Origin of the sequence: Acinetobacter sp. ABJ_C1_1, assembly GCF_044684115.1 — a bacterium.
Taxonomy (GTDB): domain Bacteria; phylum Pseudomonadota; class Gammaproteobacteria; order Pseudomonadales; family Moraxellaceae; genus Acinetobacter; species Acinetobacter nosocomialis_A.
The window spans coordinates 74,821-90,752 of record NZ_JBITPU010000010.1; the positions used below are offsets into that span (position 1 = coordinate 74,821).

14 protein-coding genes are annotated in these 15,932 nt (G+C 39.8%); 4 read left to right on the forward strand and 10 right to left on the reverse strand.

Translation table 11 applies throughout. From position 1 onward, the window contains the following. Nucleotides 1–26: 26 nt before the first annotated feature. The 3 genes from ACG59Z_RS12515 to ACG59Z_RS12525 form a co-directional block, all read right to left on the reverse strand. Nucleotides 27–605, reverse strand: coding sequence for a dual specificity protein phosphatase family protein (locus ACG59Z_RS12515; protein WP_343569691.1), 579 nt, complete (start codon nt 603–605; stop codon nt 27–29). Beyond that, nucleotides 602–1,414: an MBL fold metallo-hydrolase gene (locus tag ACG59Z_RS12520; protein WP_343569781.1), complete on the reverse strand. Its 813-nt coding sequence runs from the start codon at nt 1,412–1,414 to the stop codon at nt 602–604. The genes ACG59Z_RS12515 and ACG59Z_RS12520 overlap by 4 nt, the downstream gene beginning before the upstream one ends. A gap of 244 nt (nt 1,415–1,658) precedes the next feature. Then, nucleotides 1,659–2,300 (reverse strand): peroxiredoxin, encoded by a 642-nt coding sequence (locus ACG59Z_RS12525; protein ID WP_151799570.1) that lies wholly within the window; start codon nt 2,298–2,300, stop codon nt 1,659–1,661. 406 nt (nt 2,301–2,706) lie between these two features. On the opposite strand from ACG59Z_RS12525, the gene secA reads away from it, so the two are divergent. Next, nucleotides 2,707–5,430 carry a preprotein translocase subunit SecA gene (gene secA / locus ACG59Z_RS12530; protein ID WP_396462780.1) on the forward strand — a complete coding sequence of 908 codons (2,724 nt, stop codon included), beginning with the start codon at nt 2,707–2,709 and terminating at the stop codon, nt 5,428–5,430. A gap of 131 nt (nt 5,431–5,561) precedes the next feature. Beyond that, on the forward strand, nt 5,562–6,005 hold the full coding sequence (locus ACG59Z_RS12535) for a hypothetical protein (RefSeq protein WP_400199679.1): 444 nt from the start codon (nt 5,562–5,564) through the stop codon (nt 6,003–6,005). Nucleotides 6,006–6,072: 67 nt separating this feature from the next. Here ACG59Z_RS12535 and ACG59Z_RS12540 read toward each other — a convergent pair whose 3' ends face one another. Continuing rightward, entirely contained in the window at nt 6,073–7,383 is a 1,311-nt protein-coding gene (locus tag ACG59Z_RS12540; RefSeq protein WP_263614549.1) for an MFS transporter, read from the reverse strand. Between the two features lie 134 nt (nt 7,384–7,517). Then, entirely contained in the window at nt 7,518–8,159 is a 642-nt protein-coding gene (locus ACG59Z_RS12545; protein ID WP_400199680.1) for a hemolysin III family protein, read from the reverse strand. A 126-nt stretch (nt 8,160–8,285) separates the two neighbouring features. Here ACG59Z_RS12545 and ACG59Z_RS12550 point away from each other — a divergent pair, with 126 nt between their 5' ends. Both ACG59Z_RS12550 and ACG59Z_RS12555 read left to right on the forward strand, forming a co-directional pair. Continuing rightward, nucleotides 8,286–9,497: a class I SAM-dependent methyltransferase gene (locus ACG59Z_RS12550; protein ID WP_400199682.1), complete on the forward strand. Its 1,212-nt coding sequence runs from the start codon at nt 8,286–8,288 to the stop codon at nt 9,495–9,497. Nucleotides 9,498–9,509: 12 nt separating this feature from the next. Then, a complete protein-coding gene (locus ACG59Z_RS12555; protein ID WP_400199684.1) occupies nt 9,510–9,929 on the forward strand; it encodes a GNAT family N-acetyltransferase in 420 nt (139 codons plus the stop codon). 29 nt (nt 9,930–9,958) lie between these two features. Here the strand turns inward: ACG59Z_RS12555 and ACG59Z_RS12560 are convergent, their stop codons facing one another. From ACG59Z_RS12560 to ACG59Z_RS12580, 5 genes are all read right to left on the reverse strand, one after another. After that, a complete protein-coding gene (locus tag ACG59Z_RS12560) occupies nt 9,959–10,819 on the reverse strand; it encodes a patatin family protein (RefSeq protein ID WP_400199686.1) in 861 nt (286 codons plus the stop codon). 15 nt (nt 10,820–10,834) lie between these two features. Next, complete coding sequence (locus ACG59Z_RS12565; RefSeq protein ID WP_002051419.1) at nt 10,835–11,089, reverse strand: hypothetical protein; 255 nt, start codon at nt 11,087–11,089, stop codon at nt 10,835–10,837. 164 nt (nt 11,090–11,253) lie between these two features. Then, a complete protein-coding gene (locus ACG59Z_RS12570) occupies nt 11,254–13,389 on the reverse strand; it encodes a 3-hydroxyacyl-CoA dehydrogenase NAD-binding domain-containing protein (protein WP_400199688.1) in 2,136 nt (711 codons plus the stop codon). An 18-nt stretch (nt 13,390–13,407) separates the two neighbouring features. After that, complete coding sequence (locus ACG59Z_RS12575) at nt 13,408–14,613, reverse strand: acetyl-CoA C-acetyltransferase (RefSeq protein ID WP_063099574.1); 1,206 nt, start codon at nt 14,611–14,613, stop codon at nt 13,408–13,410. A gap of 171 nt (nt 14,614–14,784) precedes the next feature. Next, on the reverse strand, nt 14,785–15,795 hold the full coding sequence (locus ACG59Z_RS12580) for an AraC family transcriptional regulator (RefSeq protein ID WP_002051267.1): 1,011 nt from the start codon (nt 15,793–15,795) through the stop codon (nt 14,785–14,787). Nucleotides 15,796–15,932 lie beyond the last annotated feature (137 nt).

Sequence of the window (15,932 nt, forward strand, 5' to 3'; positions counted from 1 at the left end):
TGATCTATGGTTTACTCAAGATCTAGTTAAGATGGATTCGACAATTGTTGTTGAATCCATTTTACATTTTCAGGGGTGAATAAACGGTCAATATTTTTCCAAATAATATGATAACCGTATCCGCCTTCCTTCATTTCTTTAACTGCATCATCAATTGCCCAGTGTTCAAAAATAATGCGATACATCGCAACGCTGGCACCAGTACGGTCTGAACCATGGTAACAATGTAATAAAACACGTTGGTTATTTTGCTTGGCAATTTTAATTTGCTGCATGACTTCTAACAGGTCTTGTCGGTTAATTGCCCATGTGTCGATAGGAACGTGAACAAGATTAAAATTCTCATTTTTAAATACTAATTCATCTGAATCTTTAGCTCTTAAATTAATAATAGTTCCGATTTGATAGCGTTTTAATTCGGGGATCATTGCAGTATTTGGTTGTTCGCTACGAAAAACATCATTGCTCACTTGATAGAAATTATGTGTTTGAGAAACTAAAGTTCCCCAATCTTTGGGTCTGTGCTCATGTGCAATGCTTTCATGTTGCATACATCCCTGTAGGTTTAAACACAGAACTAGGGCAATGAGTGAGAATTTTTTCATGTTTGATACCGTCGAAGCTCATGAGGGTCATGGGCGCAAATAATTTCAATCGTTGGCTCATGTTGAGCCAAATGCTGTAATTTTTTAAGGTTAATAAGACGCTTTTCATTATCTTCTGCAAATGTTTTTTCCAGAAGGGTAAGTGATCTTAATTTATTTGCAGGATTTAGCTCTAGGTGTGAGTAGTAAGCATCTCCACAAAATAACAACCACTGATTTTGTTGTTTGATGGCAATACCACAATGTCCAGCGGAATGGCCTAATAATGGCACCATTAAAATTTCATCTTGGAATAACGGGAAACCTTTTACTTTTTCAAGATTAAACCATTTTTCACCTTGCTGATATTCAACGAAATTCCAGTATCGATGCTGATTATATTGATTGGTTCTATAGCGAAGCTTTCCTTTAAAATTAGGTAATTGCGCAGCATTATATTCAGTGGCTAAGACGTGAACTGTGGCATGAGGAAAGTCTGAAATGCCGCCTGCATGATCAAAGTCGAGGTGAGTCACAAAGATGTGTTGTACATCTTTAGGATGGAATCCCAATTTTTGTATTTGCTGGATTGCACTGAATTCAAGATTCGACTCAATTTTCCCCAAACGTTTGACTAAAGAGCCAAGGCGCTGTTGCATGTGTAAATAGTCTTGCAGACCAAATCCTGTATCAATCAGTACAAGCCCGCGGTCCGTCTCTACTAAAAGACAATGACATACAACTTCGGCTTTCCAGCCTTTCTGTCCAAATAAAGGCGCGCAGACAGGGCACATACTGCCGCATTTTAAATGATGAATTTTATGGATCATGATTGTTGTTTTTTGCACAAACTCCTTGGGAGTTATAACTGATCTCGACAGTAAAAACCATGTGTATTCAATAATGCAAAAAAAAGCCATCGGGTGAGATGGCTTGGAGATGGAAACATTCGTGTATATGTTTTAGTTATTTTTCTTTGCGTTCTTTCTAATCATTGTCTTACAGGGAGTCTTTCAGATACCTGCCTACGCGCTTCGCTTGTCTTGCGCTTCGATTAAAGCCTTTTTAAAGGCTTTAATCTTGCTCAGGCTGTGGTGTGAGGCGCAAGTAAGGTTTTACTGCGGTATAACCTTTAGGGAAACGTTGTTTAATTTCTTCCTCATCTTTTAAAGATGGAACGATCACAACATCTTCACCTTGCTGCCAGTTCGCCGGAGTAGCCACTTTATGCTTATCGGTTAATTGTAATGAATCCACGACACGTAACACTTCGTTGAAGTTACGACCAGTTGAAGCCGGGTAGGTAATAATTAATCGAACTTTTTTGTTCGGATCAATAATGACCAAAGAACGAACTGTAAGTGTTTCACTGGCATTTGGATGAATAAAGCCATAGAGCTCAGATACTTTACGGTCTTTGTCAGCAATAATTGGAAAGTTAACCGTAGTGTTTTGAGTTTCGTTAATGTCGTTAATCCAGCCTTTATGCGATTCTACGTCATCTACAGATAAGGCAATCGCTTTAACATTACGTTTTTCAAATTCGTCTTTTAATTTTGCTGTATAGCCTAATTCTGTTGTACATACAGGGGTATAGTCAGCAGGATGTGAGAATAAAATACCCCAACTATCACCTAGAAAATCATAAAAACTAATTGTGCCTTCGCTTGATTCTTGTTGAAAATCAGGGGCAGTGTCTCCTAATCGTAATGTCATGATCTGTCCTCAGTTGTTTAAAATTTGTTATATGTTGAAATGACTATGCCGCAATTTATTTATTATTAAAATTATTGTTTTTGTATTTTATTATGAAGTTTTTATATAAGTGTAAATATATATGACTAAAACTCGTTAATTTATGGACTGAACCAATGTAACTTTAAGATAAATTTGCTAAATTAGATTTCTCGGAAGTTGTGTTCAATAGATAAGCGTTAATGTTGAGTTTTGGGTGTCAGATGCATTAAAGGGGCTTAGAGAAACGGTAAAACCGTTTATCTAACTATCAGATTTTTTTTATGGGTTTTGTGCAAACCCCTTGTACTTCAAATTTCTGACACCATAATAAACGACTGAGAAAAAATTTATTCATTTGACCAAGCAAGATTTAGAGAGTTTATCCATGTTGGCAAGTCTGATCGGAGGTATCTTCGGTACAAAAAATGAGCGTGAACTCAAACGCATGCGCAAAATTGTTGAGCAAATCAATGCGCTCGAGCCGACGATATCAGCTTTAAGCGATGCAGACTTATCTGCAAAAACTCCAGAATTCAAACAACGTTATAACAATGGCGAAAGTTTAGATAAGTTACTCCCAGAAGCGTTTGCGGTTTGTCGTGAGGCAGCAAAACGTGTAATGGGCATGCGTCATTATGATGTGCAATTGATTGGTGGTATTACTCTTCACGAAGGCAAAATTGCCGAAATGCGTACCGGTGAAGGTAAAACCCTTATGGGTACTTTGGCGTGTTACTTAAACGCATTAAGTGGCGAAGGCGTTCATGTGATTACTGTGAACGATTACTTGGCACAGCGTGACGCTGAGTTAAACCGTCCGTTATTTGAGTTCTTAGGTTTAAGCATTGGTACAATTTATTCAATGCAAGAACCGTCAGAAAAAGCAGCGGCTTATCTTGCTGACATTACCTATGGTACCAACAACGAATTTGGTTTTGACTACTTACGTGACAACATGGTGTTTTCTTTAGCAGAAAAGAAACAACGTGGTTTGCACTATGCCATTATCGATGAAGTTGACTCAATCTTGATTGATGAGGCGCGTACTCCATTAATTATTTCTGGTCAAAGTGAAGACTCTTCACACCTCTATACTGCAATCAATACGATTCCACCAAAATTACGTCCGCAAAAAGAAGAAAAAGTTGCTGATGGTGGCCATTTCTGGATTGATGAAAAGCAGCGTTCAGTTGAAATGACTGAAATCGGTTATGAAACTGTAGAACAAGAACTCATTCAAATGGGCTTGTTAGCTGAAGGCGAAAGCTTATATTCAGCAACAAACCTAAACCTTGTTCACCATGTATCTGCCGCTATTCGTGCACATTTCTTATTCCAACGTGACGTGCATTATATTATTCATGATGGTGAAGTCATCATTGTTGATGAGCATACTGGCCGTACAATGCCGGGCCGTCGTTGGTCAGAAGGTTTACACCAAGCTGTTGAAGCAAAAGAGGGCTTGGAAATTCAGCCTGAAAACCAGACTTTAGCAACGACTACATTTCAGAACTATTTCCGTCTTTATAAAAAGCTTTCAGGTATGACAGGTACTGCTGATACTGAAGCTGCGGAAATGAAAGAAATTTACGGTCTTGATGTTGTCATTATTCCGACTCACCGTCCAATGATTCGTAACGACCAAAACGATTTAATCTATTTAAACCGTAATGGCAAATATAATGCGATTATTCAAGAAATTATGAATATTCGTGAGCAAGGTGTTGCACCAATTCTGATTGGTACTGCAACCATTGAAGCCAGTGAAATTCTATCTTCTAAATTGATGCAAGCTGGTATTCACCATGAAGTGTTGAATGCTAAACAGCACGAACGTGAAGCAGATATTATTGCTCAGGCGGGTAGCCCGAATGCAGTAACAATTGCAACCAACATGGCTGGTCGTGGTACAGATATTATCTTGGGTGGTAACTGGAAAGCGAAACTTGCCAAACTTGAAAACCCGACAGCAGAAGATGAAGCACGTCTGAAAGCACAGTGGGAACAAGACCACGAAGATGTATTGCAAGCGGGTGGTTTGCACATTATTGGTTCTGAACGCCATGAATCACGCCGTATTGACAACCAGTTACGTGGTCGTGCGGGCCGTCAAGGTGACCCTGGTGTTTCTCGCTTCTATTTATCTCTTGAAGATGACCTTATGCGTATTTTCGCAGGTGACCGTGTTGTTGCCATGATGCGTGCAATGGGCTTACAAGAAAATGAAGCGATTGAACACAAAATGGTAAGTCGTTCTATTGAAAATGCTCAGCGTAAAGTTGAAGCACGTAACTTCGATATTCGTAAGAACTTATTGAAATACGATGACGTGAATAATGAACAACGTAAGATCATTTATTCACAACGTGATGAAGTGTTAGCTGAAAATACTTTACAAGATTACGTCGAAGAAATGCATCGTGAAGTCATGCAAGCCATGATTGCCAACTTTATTCCACCTGAGTCAATTCATGACCAATGGGATATTGAAGGTTTGGAAAATGCTTTACGTATTGATTTAGGTATTGAGCTTCCAGTTCAAGAATGGTTAGAACAAGATCGTCGTCTTGATGAAGAAGGTCTGGTTGAGCGTATTAGTGACGAAGTGCTTGAACGTTATCGTCAACGCCGTGCGCAAATGGGTGATGAGTCAGCAGCAATGCTTGAACGTCATTTCGTTCTAAATTCTCTTGATCGCCACTGGAAAGATCATTTGGCTGCAATGGATTATTTGCGTCAAGGTATCCACTTACGTGGCTATGCGCAAAAGAACCCAGAACAGGAATACAAAAAAGAAGCATTTAACTTGTTTGTGAATATGTTAGGCGTCATTAAAACTGATGTTGTGACTGATTTGTCTCGTGTACATATTCCAACACCAGAAGAACTTGCAGAAATGGAAGCTCAACAGCAGCAGCAAGCTGAGTCGATGAAGCTTTCTTTTGAACATGATGATGTGGATGGCTTAACAGGTGCAGTGACTGCGTCTCAAGAAACACTCAATGAGTCGGCTGATGAACAACAAATGTTCCCAGTACCAGAAAGCCGTAATGCACCATGTCCATGTGGTTCTGGTTTAAAATATAAGCAGTGTCACGGCAAAATTTAATTTGCTTGATAAAAAAAAGCAGAACAATTGTTCTGCTTTTTTTATGTTTGTAGTAAGCCTGTGAATAATGTTTGCAGTTTTAAGTATTAAATGCTATTTACTTCTCATCCAGAGTGTATGTTGGAAAGACAATGAAAAAAGTATTACAACCTTTATTTTTAACTGTTCTTGCTGTACCAAGTTTTGTTTTCGCAGCAGAAACAGCTTCAGCCCCTCAAACCACAACGGTTGATAAGGTTCTTGCAGCAAAAGGCCCCACTTCGGCTCAGGCTGTAGTGAAACAAGAGAATACGACGGTAATTAGTCCTCGTACAGGTATTCGTTATACATTGGGTAATACAGGTAATCGCCCAATCATTTTACAAACTGCTGCGATTGCTCCAGCAAACTCTGCAAACATTAATCGTATTGTGGCAACTAACCCAGCTCTATCTGCAAAAAGCCAAGAAAAAGCAAAAATTGCTTTAATTGGTGAAGCAGCAGTTGCGGGTCCAGCAGCTGTAGCAGCAAGTAATGTAACTGCTCCAGCGCCAACAAACAGTGTTGCACCAGCAAACCCTGCATCAATGAATTAATTTTCATATATAAAAAAGCCGGTCAATTTTGAACCGGCTTTTTTTATATGAGGGTGTTTGAAAATAGTTAAATCTGATTATTCACATCTACGTTCTTTGTTTCACGTATTAATAAAAATGCGACTAATGATAAAAGTGATGCAGCTGTCAGATAATAACCAACCGCATATAAACCATAAGTTTCAGCAAGTTTTGTGGCAATCAGTGGGGCAAACGATGCACCAAAAATACCAGCCAAGTTAAAGGTTAATGCTGAACCTGTATAACGAACTGAAGTTGGGAAAATCTCTGAAAGAACTGTACCAATCGGGCCATAGGTCAAACCCATAATTGATAGACCAGTACATAAGAAAAGAAAGACGATGAGCGTATTTCCAGACTCTAACATGCTAGAGAAGAATAATCCGAAGATCGCAGCAGCGATACATACGCCAACTGATGTTGCTTTACGCCCAAATTTTTCTGCAAAAATAGCAGATAAAGGAATGAAAGCTGCAAAACAAAGTGTCGCAAAAAGTTGAAGTTCTAAAAACTCACCACGTGCATAACCCAGTTTCGTCGTTCCCCAGTTAAGTGCAAACACTGTAGTCAGATAAAACACAACAAAGGTACAGATTGCGGCAATCGTACCGAGAATAAGCTTACCTGTGTGTTTGGTAACGACTTCTTTAAATGGAATATTAACTTCTTTTTGTTTATCTAAAACTTTTTGGAATGCTGGAGTTTCATGGAGTTTTAAACGGATATATAAACCAACAATGACCAAAATTGCACTCGCAATGAATGGAATACGCCAGCCCCATTGCATGAATGCTTGTTCAGGAATAGCTGCACTTAAAAGTAAGAATGAACCCGTTGCTAGAATAAAACCAATAGGGGCGCCAAGCTGTGGGAACATGCCATACCATGCACGCTTACCTTCTGGTGCATTTTCGGTTGCAAGTAGTACAGCGCCACTCCATTCACCCCCTAGACCTAAGCCTTGTCCTAGACGGCAAGCTGCTAATAATAATGGAGCCACAATCCCGATTTGTGCATAAGTTGGAAGTAGGCCAATACATACCGTTGATATACCCATGGTCAGCAAAGCTGCCACTAGTGTTGCTTTACGTCCAATACGATCCCCTAAGTGACCAAATAGTGCTGCACCAATAGGGCGGGCAATAAAGGCAATTGCGAATGTTGCGAGTGATTGTAAAACGGCAGCACTGCCACTGCTGGCAGGGAAAAATAGATGAGGAAAAATAATCACGGCAGCAGTTGCATAGATGTAAAAGTCGAAGAACTCAATGGTTGTACCGACTAAGCTTGCAAATAAAACTCGTGTTTTCGAATTGGTGGCTACTACAGGAGCAGCTGTCGCAGAGGTTGACTCCATATAAGTCCTTATATAAGTTAAAATTTATTTTTAGTTTACTATTCTCTTTAAAGGCATATTTTTCTTAAAAGAATAGTGTGAAAGAACATCATCCATGACTCTTTCAGGATCACTGAATATGAGTGAAAAATGGATTAAACAACGTACCAATAGATTGCAAGAAAGTGTGCACCTGCACCTAAAAGTACAAAAATATGCCATATCGCATGGGTATATCTTACCTTTTTTAACGCGTAAAACAATGCTCCAACAGTGTAAGCTAAACCTCCAGTAATCAATAACATCAAAGCGTCTTTACTTAAATAGGTACGCATATCATCCATTACAAAAACGGCAAGCCATCCCATAAGAACATAAGCAAGTAATGAAATTTTCTGAAAACGGTGAATAAAAACTAACTTGAAAAGTGTACCAATTGCAGCAATGCTCCAGAGTGCAATAAGTAAAACATGAGCCTTTTGTGTAGGTATCGCAATGCTTAAGAATGGGGTATATGTACCGGCAATTAAATAATAAATAGCGGTGTGGTCGAGTTTTTTATACCAGTAACGTAAGTTTTGAGTCTGCGCAAAATGATACAGAGTCGAGCTGGTAAAAACGAGAATCAGACTAAATGAGTATACCCATAAACCGATCCACTGCCCGGTGGAAAGATAAGATCCTTTCATAATTAAAAGGATAGAGGCAACCACGGCCATAACAACGCCAGCACCATGGCTGTAGGCATTAAAAAGTTCTTCTTTAGGATCGTAAGTTTCTAACACCGTTTTGCTCATAAGTTTATTTTTTGATTAAAAATACAAATGTATAGAAATACAAAACAGTCGTAAAGTTATTTTATTTTTAATCCTATACCCTTTAAACTTTCAGTTTATATGAGTCACCATTCTTTAGGTATATCTGTGTCGGTTTTCTCCTTTGAGCAAGAACAGCAATTCTTTCATGAAATCAAACAAATGCTTGATGAGCAGAGTTTTGAGCGTTTGATTTTGAGCCAATATAAAGGAGAGTTGGCACAGCTAGAAAAAATCACTTTCCGCATTGTAGAGTTAAATGGGAAAAAGCAGCTTTCAGCTTTATATCATTATACTACTCAAGATGTGACCAAAAACTATACCTTTGAAGAGGGTTTGGAACAGATTGCAACGTTGATTGTTCAATGTAAACAAGCAAATTTATTTTCAACTCTTCAAGAAATTCAGCTTAAAAAAAATAAGAAAAAAGCCATGCTTAATATGGGTAAAAAACAAAGTACGAATACAGCTCCAACTGTACAAGCGCATGATCGTGAGAAACAGCGTTATGTACAGCAGAGTAGTGCATTTTTAAAAGAGCTTGGCATTACCGATGAGAAAGCTCAAATCATTCCAAGTATGGCTCGTAAATGGAAGCAGATTAATAAATTTATCGAAATTTTTGCGAGTGCGTATGAGCAGATTGATGCAGAGCAAAAAGAGTTACGCATTGTCGATTTTGGTTCAGGAAAAGGTTATTTAACTTTTGCTTTGTATGATTATTTACAAGAACAGCAAAAGATTCCTTTAATTACGGGTGTAGAGTTGCGCCGTAACTTGGTGGAGTTCTGCCAGAATGTGGCAGACAAAGTGCATTTTAATCATTTGGACTTTTTTGAAGGCGATGTTCGTAGTTATCAGCCAGAAAAACTGGACGTTATGATTGCTTTGCATGCGTGTGATATTGCGACTGATTTTGCCATTCATACCGGAATTCGTTTAAACGCTTCAATGATTATGTGCGCGCCATGCTGTCACAAAGAATTACGTCCACAACTACATAGTCCTGAAGTTCTACAACCGATGCTACAGTTTGGTATTCATGCTGGGCAACAAGCTGAAATGTTAACCGATACTTTGCGTGCGTTACTTTTAAAAGCATATGGTTATGAAACCAAAGTTTTTGAGTTTGTATCGCTTGAGCATACCAGCAAAAATAAAATGATTTTGGCAACAAAACGCAAAGATGTTTCTCAACCTGATGCAAAGATTATGGCTCAAATTCAAGCATTGAAAGAAATGTACGGAATTAAAAAACAGACCTTGGAATTGTTGTTACAAGATCAGTTGCCAATCGAAAATATTGGCTGCAAATGCTAGGACGGTGAGTGGATGTATAAAATTATAGCGGGTGGTTGGGAACAGCTTGAGAAAGATGCGAAATACATCCGTGAACAAGTCTTTATCCAAGAACAGGGAATTGCACCTGAAGATGAATGGGACGACTTGGATGCCACAGTTCTACATTTTATTGTCTATGACAAAGAGCAGCCTATCGCTACAGCACGTTTGTTGCCGCAGCATAGCGTAGGGCATGTTGCTGTTTTAATGCCTTATCGAAAGCAGGGTATAGGTAAAATTTTAATGCAGCATATTATTGAATATGCGCGCCAACATAAATTGCCTTACTTAAAGCTTTCAGCACAAACCTATGTGACAGCTTTTTACGAAGCTTTAGGTTTTAAAGTGCAAGGAGAGGTTTACCAAGACTGTGGCATTCCACATATTGATATGGTTTTAGAGTTAAATTGAGACTTCTTTTTAGAAATCTCAATTTAGATTTATTTCATTGCATTCCAGTTTTCGATGGCTTGTAGCCCTGTTTCTAAGCCGACTTCATAGCTATAACGAAGCTTTTTCGGATTTGTGGTTAAGCGGCCTGCCATATTTTTAAGAGACGGTGGACACACTTCTAAAATTTGCTGGTCTGGGTTTTGACTACGAACAAAATCTACCGAAGCGTTATAGCGGGCGCAGCGATTACGCAAACTACTTGCAAAACCATAGTGATGTTTAAACGCATATTTCGCGAGGAATTGATCACCTCGGCTACTGGCTTTAAAGTAATTTTTCGGGCGAGTACGTAAAACTAATAGTTTTTTAACGCCACTTTGCTGAGCCGTCCAGCGAACGGGTAGGGCATCTGCAACGCCGCCATCAAAGTATGGTTCACCCATAATATCGACGGGATGACGCGTTAAAACCGGAATTGAGCTAGAAGCACGCAGTGCATTTAACAGATTATCTTTACCAGCACGAAGGTATTCAGCATGACCTGTTTTAGCATGCGTCAACACCATATAAAAATCTGGATTTTTGGCAAAAAGGCTCTGTTGATCAAGAGGATGTTCTTTTTCACCAATTTCCCACATCCATTTTAAATCGAGTAAATCGCCACCTTTAAAGAAGCGCTTATAATCGATAAATTCAGGACGTAATGAATGGTCAACATAGAAGGTTAAAGTCCGACCTTGTTGACCTGCTAAGTAGTTAGCCACATTGGTCGAACCAGAAGATACACCAACGTATAAGTCAAAAGGATTGAACTGTTGTTGTAGAAAAGCATCAAGTACACCACTGGTAAAGGCACCACGCATGCCTCCACCTTCTACAACCAGTGCGTTGCGGGAAAAATCTGTCATTTGAAAAATATCTGATTACTGATGTGAATGCTGATGTTCTTGCATGTCCATTTCAGGCATGTTGTCATGCTGACTTTGTTGATCTGTCGATTTTTCAACTTTTTGTTGCATTTCGTGCTGTTGAGCTTTGCGCTGAGCACCTGGCATATAGTCAGGTTCATTACTCATTGCTAAATAGAAAAAGCCAAGGAAAATCGCACTTAAAACACCAACGATCAGAACAAATTTCCAGCCTAAAACTGCTGACTCGGAAGAATTTTTATCGGACATAAGGATTTCTCGAATGTGCTGTAGAAGCACAAAAATGAAGTCTATTTATAGCATATTTAGGCTGTAGGCAGAAATCTTAAAGAACATAAAGAAAAACCCATATAAATAAAATATATTTATATGGGTAAGGTTTATGCAGTTTTTAAATATTTAATAGATTTAAATTATTGAATATTTTGTTTCTGCTCAGCTTTGGTTTTGAGTAATGCTGGTGGGGTGAATCTCTCACCATATTTGGCAGCTAATTCTTCTGCGCGTTTCTCTGCTTTATCAATACCATATTGGTTCAGGAACTGAATCGCTCCACCCGTCCAAGGCGCATAACCAATTCCAAAAATAGAACCGACATTAGCATCAATAACCGACTCCAACACACCTTCTTCGTAACAACGTAAGGTATCTAAGGCTTGTACAAACAAAATACGATCAATCATATCTTGCTCGGAGATATCATGATCTTTTTGCCAACGGTTTAAGCCTTCCCATAGGTGCTTTTTACCATTTTCAGGATAATCATAAAAACCTGCGCCAGCAGCTTTACCTTTACGGTTTAATTCATGAATCATGGTATGAATCACTTCATCTACTGGTGTTTTCGGTAGCTCTTTGCCTTCGGCTTGTAAAGCTTTACGTGCTTCGCTAGCAACATGCTCCGTTAAAGTTAAAGACACTTCATCTTGAATCGCAAGTGGTCCTACCGGCATGCCAGCTTTCAGTGCTGCCATTTCAATACGCGCTGGATGGATGCCTTCTGCAAGTAATCGCATACCTTCTTGAATAAAAGTACCAAACACACGACTGGTAAAGAAGCCACGGCTATCATTGACAACAATCGGTGTTTTTCCAATTTGCTGTACAAAGTCGTAGGCTTTAGCAAGTGTCTCTGCGGAGGTGTTTTTACCTTTAATAATCTCAACCAACTGCATTTTGTCGACAGGGCTAAAGAAATGCAGACCGATAAAAGCTTTATCATCCTTACTTGCTTGAGCTAAACCTGTAATTGGCAGGGTTGATGTATTCGATGCCATTACACCATTAGGCGCTAAGTATTGTTCGGCTTCTTGAGTGACTTTCGCTTTGAGCTCTTGGTTTTCAAATACGGCTTCAATAATCAGGTCACAACCTTGTAAGTCTTCAGCTGAAGCAGTAGCCGTAATGAGCGATAAAACCTGATCACGTTTTTCTGCGGTCATGCGGCCTTGTGAAACACGTTTGTCTAGCAATTTCTGAGAATATGCTTTGCCTTTCTCAGCATTTTCAACAGATACATCTTTAAGGATAACAGGAATGCCTTTAATTGCTGTTGAATATGCAATACCTGCACCCATCATGCCTGCACCCAACACACCCACTTTAGTGGCTTGCCATTTTGCAACGTGGGCAGGGCGGCTCGCACCAGACTTAATTGCATTAAGACCATGCCAGAAAGTGCCGATCATATTTTTAGAAATTTGGCCTGTTGTAAGTTGAGTAAAGTAACGAGACTCAATACGCAGAGCAGTATCGACATCGACTTGGGCACCTTCAACTGCGGCAGCCATAATCGCTTCAGGAGCAGGGTAGCAGCCCTTGGTTTTGTCTTTTAACATGGCTGGAGCAATCGCAAGAACTTGTGCAACTGCTGGAGTTTTTGGATCACCACCCGGGATTTTGTAGCCTTTTACATCAAAAGGCTGCTGAGATTTTGGATTGGCCTTTATCCAAGCAATTGCTTTATCTAAAAGCTCTTGTTCATTTTCGGCAGTATCGTGGACTAAGCCTAAGGATTTTGCTTTATCGACACCGAACTGTTTGCCTTCCATTAAAAATGGAAATGCATTTTGAAGCCCAAGCAGACGTACCATACGTACAATACCACCGCCGCCTGGTAGTAAACCTAAAGTGACTTCTGGTAGGCCAAATTTACTTTTCGGGTCATTAATCGCAATACGGTGATGACAACTTAATGCGATTTCCCAACCACCGCCAAGTGCAGTGCCATTTAATGCTGCAACAACTGGAATTCCTAGCGTTTCAATTGTACGTAAATGACCTTTTAGCTTTTCAACCATATTAAAAAAGTCAGTCGCATGTTCTGGCTGAACTTGAATTAGCTCATCTAGATCGCCGCCTGCAAAGAACGTTTTTTTTGCTGAGCAAAAAATAACGCCTGAAAGTTCTGTTTCTGCTTTAAGTTTTTGGGTGACTTCATCGAGTGAGTCACGAAACTCGGCATTCATGGTGTTTGCAGATTGACCAGTTGAATCAAGCGTTAAAATGACAATATTGTCGGCATTTTTTTCGTATTGAATTGCACTCATCTTTTATATCCCTAATTTTTATACGCGTTCAATAATGGTGGCAATACCCATCCCACCGCCAACACAGAGCGTCGCTAAACCGCGCTTTTTATCTTGTCGTTCAAGCTCATCAAGTAGTGTGCCTAAAATCATGGCACCTGTTGCTCCTAACGGATGGCCTAAAGCAATCGCACCGCCATTTACATTGACTTTTTCAGCAGGAACGTTGAGCTCATTAATAAAACGCATAACAACTGCCGCGAATGCTTCATTAACTTCAAATAGGTCAATATCATCAATCGTGAGGCCAGCTTTTTCTAAAGCTTTACGTGCAGCAGGTGCAGGGCCAGTCAGCATAATGGTTGGGTCAGTACCGACTAGTGCAGTCGCTAAAACTTTAGCGCGTGGTTTTAAATTTTGTTCTTTCACTGCTTTTTCTGAAGCTAATAAAACTACAGCTGCTCCATCGACAATACCTGATGAGTTACCTGCGTGATGAACATGATTGATTTTTTGTGCTTCTGGATATTTTTGTAAAGCAACTGCATCAAAGCCCATTTGCCCCATCATTTCAAAACTTGGGTTGAGCTTTGCAAGACCTTCTAGTGTGGTATTACCTTTGATGAATTCATCTTTCTCTAAAATCACCACACCTGAATGATCTTTGACTGGCACAACTGATTGGTCAAAATAACCATTTGCTTGAGCTGCTGCTGCTTTTTGTTGTGACTTCACTGCAAAGTTATCGACATCTTCACGGCTATAGCCATCTAAAGTTGCAATGAGGTCGGCCCCGATGCCTTGCGGAACAAATGATGATTTAAGGTTTGTTTCTGGGTCTAAAGCCCACGGCCCACCATCAGAACCCATTGGAATGCGTGACATTGATTCAACGCCACCAGCAACCACTAAATCCTCCCAACCTGAACGAACTTTCATTGCTGCCATATTGACTGCTTCTAAACCTGAAGCACAAAAACGGTTGATTTGTACACCAGCAACATCATCATTCCAACCTGCTGCAATTGCTGCGGTTTTGGCAATGTCACCACCTTGATCGCCAATTGGTGTTACGCAACCTAGAACAATGTCGTCCACTTTAGATGTATCAAGCTGATGGCGTTGCTGTAATTCGTTTAATAGGGTGGTGAGTAATGTGATTGGTTTTACTTCGTAAAGAGAGCCGTCTTTTTTTCCTTTTCCGCGTGGTGTGCGAATGGCATCAATAATATAAGCCTCGCTCATAACAGTTCCTTTTTTTATTGCTTAAAATTTATTTGTGTTTTGAGTGTACTGGTTTTAAGAGCGAGTGCAATGACGATAAGCGCACCAGTCAGGTGATGATTTTTGCCAATAGAGATACAAAAAAGCCCAAGTTGAACTTGAGCTAAATGTGAAACTAAAGAGATTTAAGTATTAGTGGTAACCGTGTAGCTGACGATATAAACCAGGAGTTACACCAGTCCATTTTTTAAATGCACGATGGAAGGTACTGGTTTCACTAAAGCCAACCTGTTGAGCAACATCTTCAAGTGTTAACTCAGGGTTGAGTAACAAGTGAATAGCAGCATCTCGACGTAAAGCGTCTTTTACGCCTTGGTAGCTTTTACCTTCAGCAGCTAAGCGGCGACGTAAGGTTTGTGGAGATAAATACAGCATTGATGCAACATCATTAAGCGTTGGCATTTCTTCGCCAATTTGACTCTTAAGTACGTCACGAATACGAGAAGTCAATGAGTTGGTGTTTTTGAATTTTACTAAAAGCTGAGCAGGGGCTGCTTTTAGGAACTCTTCAAGCGTTTTTTCATCTTGGCGGATTGGTAAGTCAAGATAATCAGCTGCAAAAGTTATTTCGGTGCGAGGTGCATCAAACTGCATGACTGGTGCAAAGAATAATGCATCATATTCATCTGCATGTGCAGGACGTGGATAGCTAAAATGAACACGCTCTAAAGGTAAACGACGTTCAATAAGCCACGACGCCAAACCGTGCCAAATCATGAGCATACTTTCAGTAATGAAATGATCTGGATCTAATGTTTTTGGAATGAGAGGAACCAAACGCGCTTCGTGTTTGTCACGTTCTAGCGTTACCGACCATTCATCACCAAATAACTTGTAAAATTGAGATGAAAGTTCGAGAGCTTGTCCCAAGGTTTTTGCATGAATAATCAACTGACACATAATGGCAAAAGTGCCCAAACGACGCGGTTGTACATCAAAACCGACATGTTCGTCTTGGGTGACCATCCATAGCATTTTTATAAAACGGGTATATTGTTCTGGTGAGATTCGAGCTTTAGGTTGACGTAATAGTTCCGCTTCGATACCCACATGTGAAAGTAACGTCTCGACATCCATGCCAAGGCGTTTTACGCCTGTCAAAGCCGCATTCACGAAGTGGATGCTAATCGTATCGCGACTCATATTGAATCCTTCAGTCTCTTTGATGTTCACTTTAAATTGACCTAAATGACCGTCTAAAAAAATAAATTGGCGATTTACAACAGAGTAAAAGCACTTTTTACATGTTAAATTGCCGAAATGATCAAGGTAAATGGCTG

Bases quoted from the DNA above. Each gene is read 5' to 3' on its own strand.
- ACG59Z_RS12515 (WP_343569691.1), bottom strand. From the start codon at position 605: ATGAAAAAATTCTCACTCATTGCCCTAGTTCTGTGTTTAAACCTACAG.
- ACG59Z_RS12520 (WP_343569781.1), bottom strand. From the start codon at position 1,414: ATGATCCATAAAATTCATCATTTAAAATGCGGCAGTATGTGCCCTGTC.
- ACG59Z_RS12525 (WP_151799570.1), bottom strand. From the start codon at position 2,300: ATGACATTACGATTAGGAGACACTGCCCCTGATTTTCAACAAGAATCA.
- secA (WP_396462780.1), top strand. From the start codon at position 2,707: ATGTTGGCAAGTCTGATCGGAGGTATCTTCGGTACAAAAAATGAGCGT.
- ACG59Z_RS12535 (WP_400199679.1), top strand. From the start codon at position 5,562: ATGAAAAAAGTATTACAACCTTTATTTTTAACTGTTCTTGCTGTACCA.
- ACG59Z_RS12540 (WP_263614549.1), bottom strand. From the start codon at position 7,383: ATGGAGTCAACCTCTGCGACAGCTGCTCCTGTAGTAGCCACCAATTCG.
- ACG59Z_RS12545 (WP_400199680.1), bottom strand. From the start codon at position 8,159: ATGAGCAAAACGGTGTTAGAAACTTACGATCCTAAAGAAGAACTTTTT.
- ACG59Z_RS12555 (WP_400199684.1), top strand. From the start codon at position 9,510: ATGTATAAAATTATAGCGGGTGGTTGGGAACAGCTTGAGAAAGATGCG.
- ACG59Z_RS12560 (WP_400199686.1), bottom strand. From the start codon at position 10,819: ATGACAGATTTTTCCCGCAACGCACTGGTTGTAGAAGGTGGAGGCATG.
- ACG59Z_RS12565 (WP_002051419.1), bottom strand. From the start codon at position 11,089: ATGTCCGATAAAAATTCTTCCGAGTCAGCAGTTTTAGGCTGGAAATTT.
- ACG59Z_RS12570 (WP_400199688.1), bottom strand. From the start codon at position 13,389: ATGAGTGCAATTCAATACGAAAAAAATGCCGACAATATTGTCATTTTA.
- ACG59Z_RS12575 (WP_063099574.1), bottom strand. From the start codon at position 14,613: ATGAGCGAGGCTTATATTATTGATGCCATTCGCACACCACGCGGAAAA.
- ACG59Z_RS12580 (WP_002051267.1), bottom strand. From the start codon at position 15,795: ATGAGTCGCGATACGATTAGCATCCACTTCGTGAATGCGGCTTTGACA.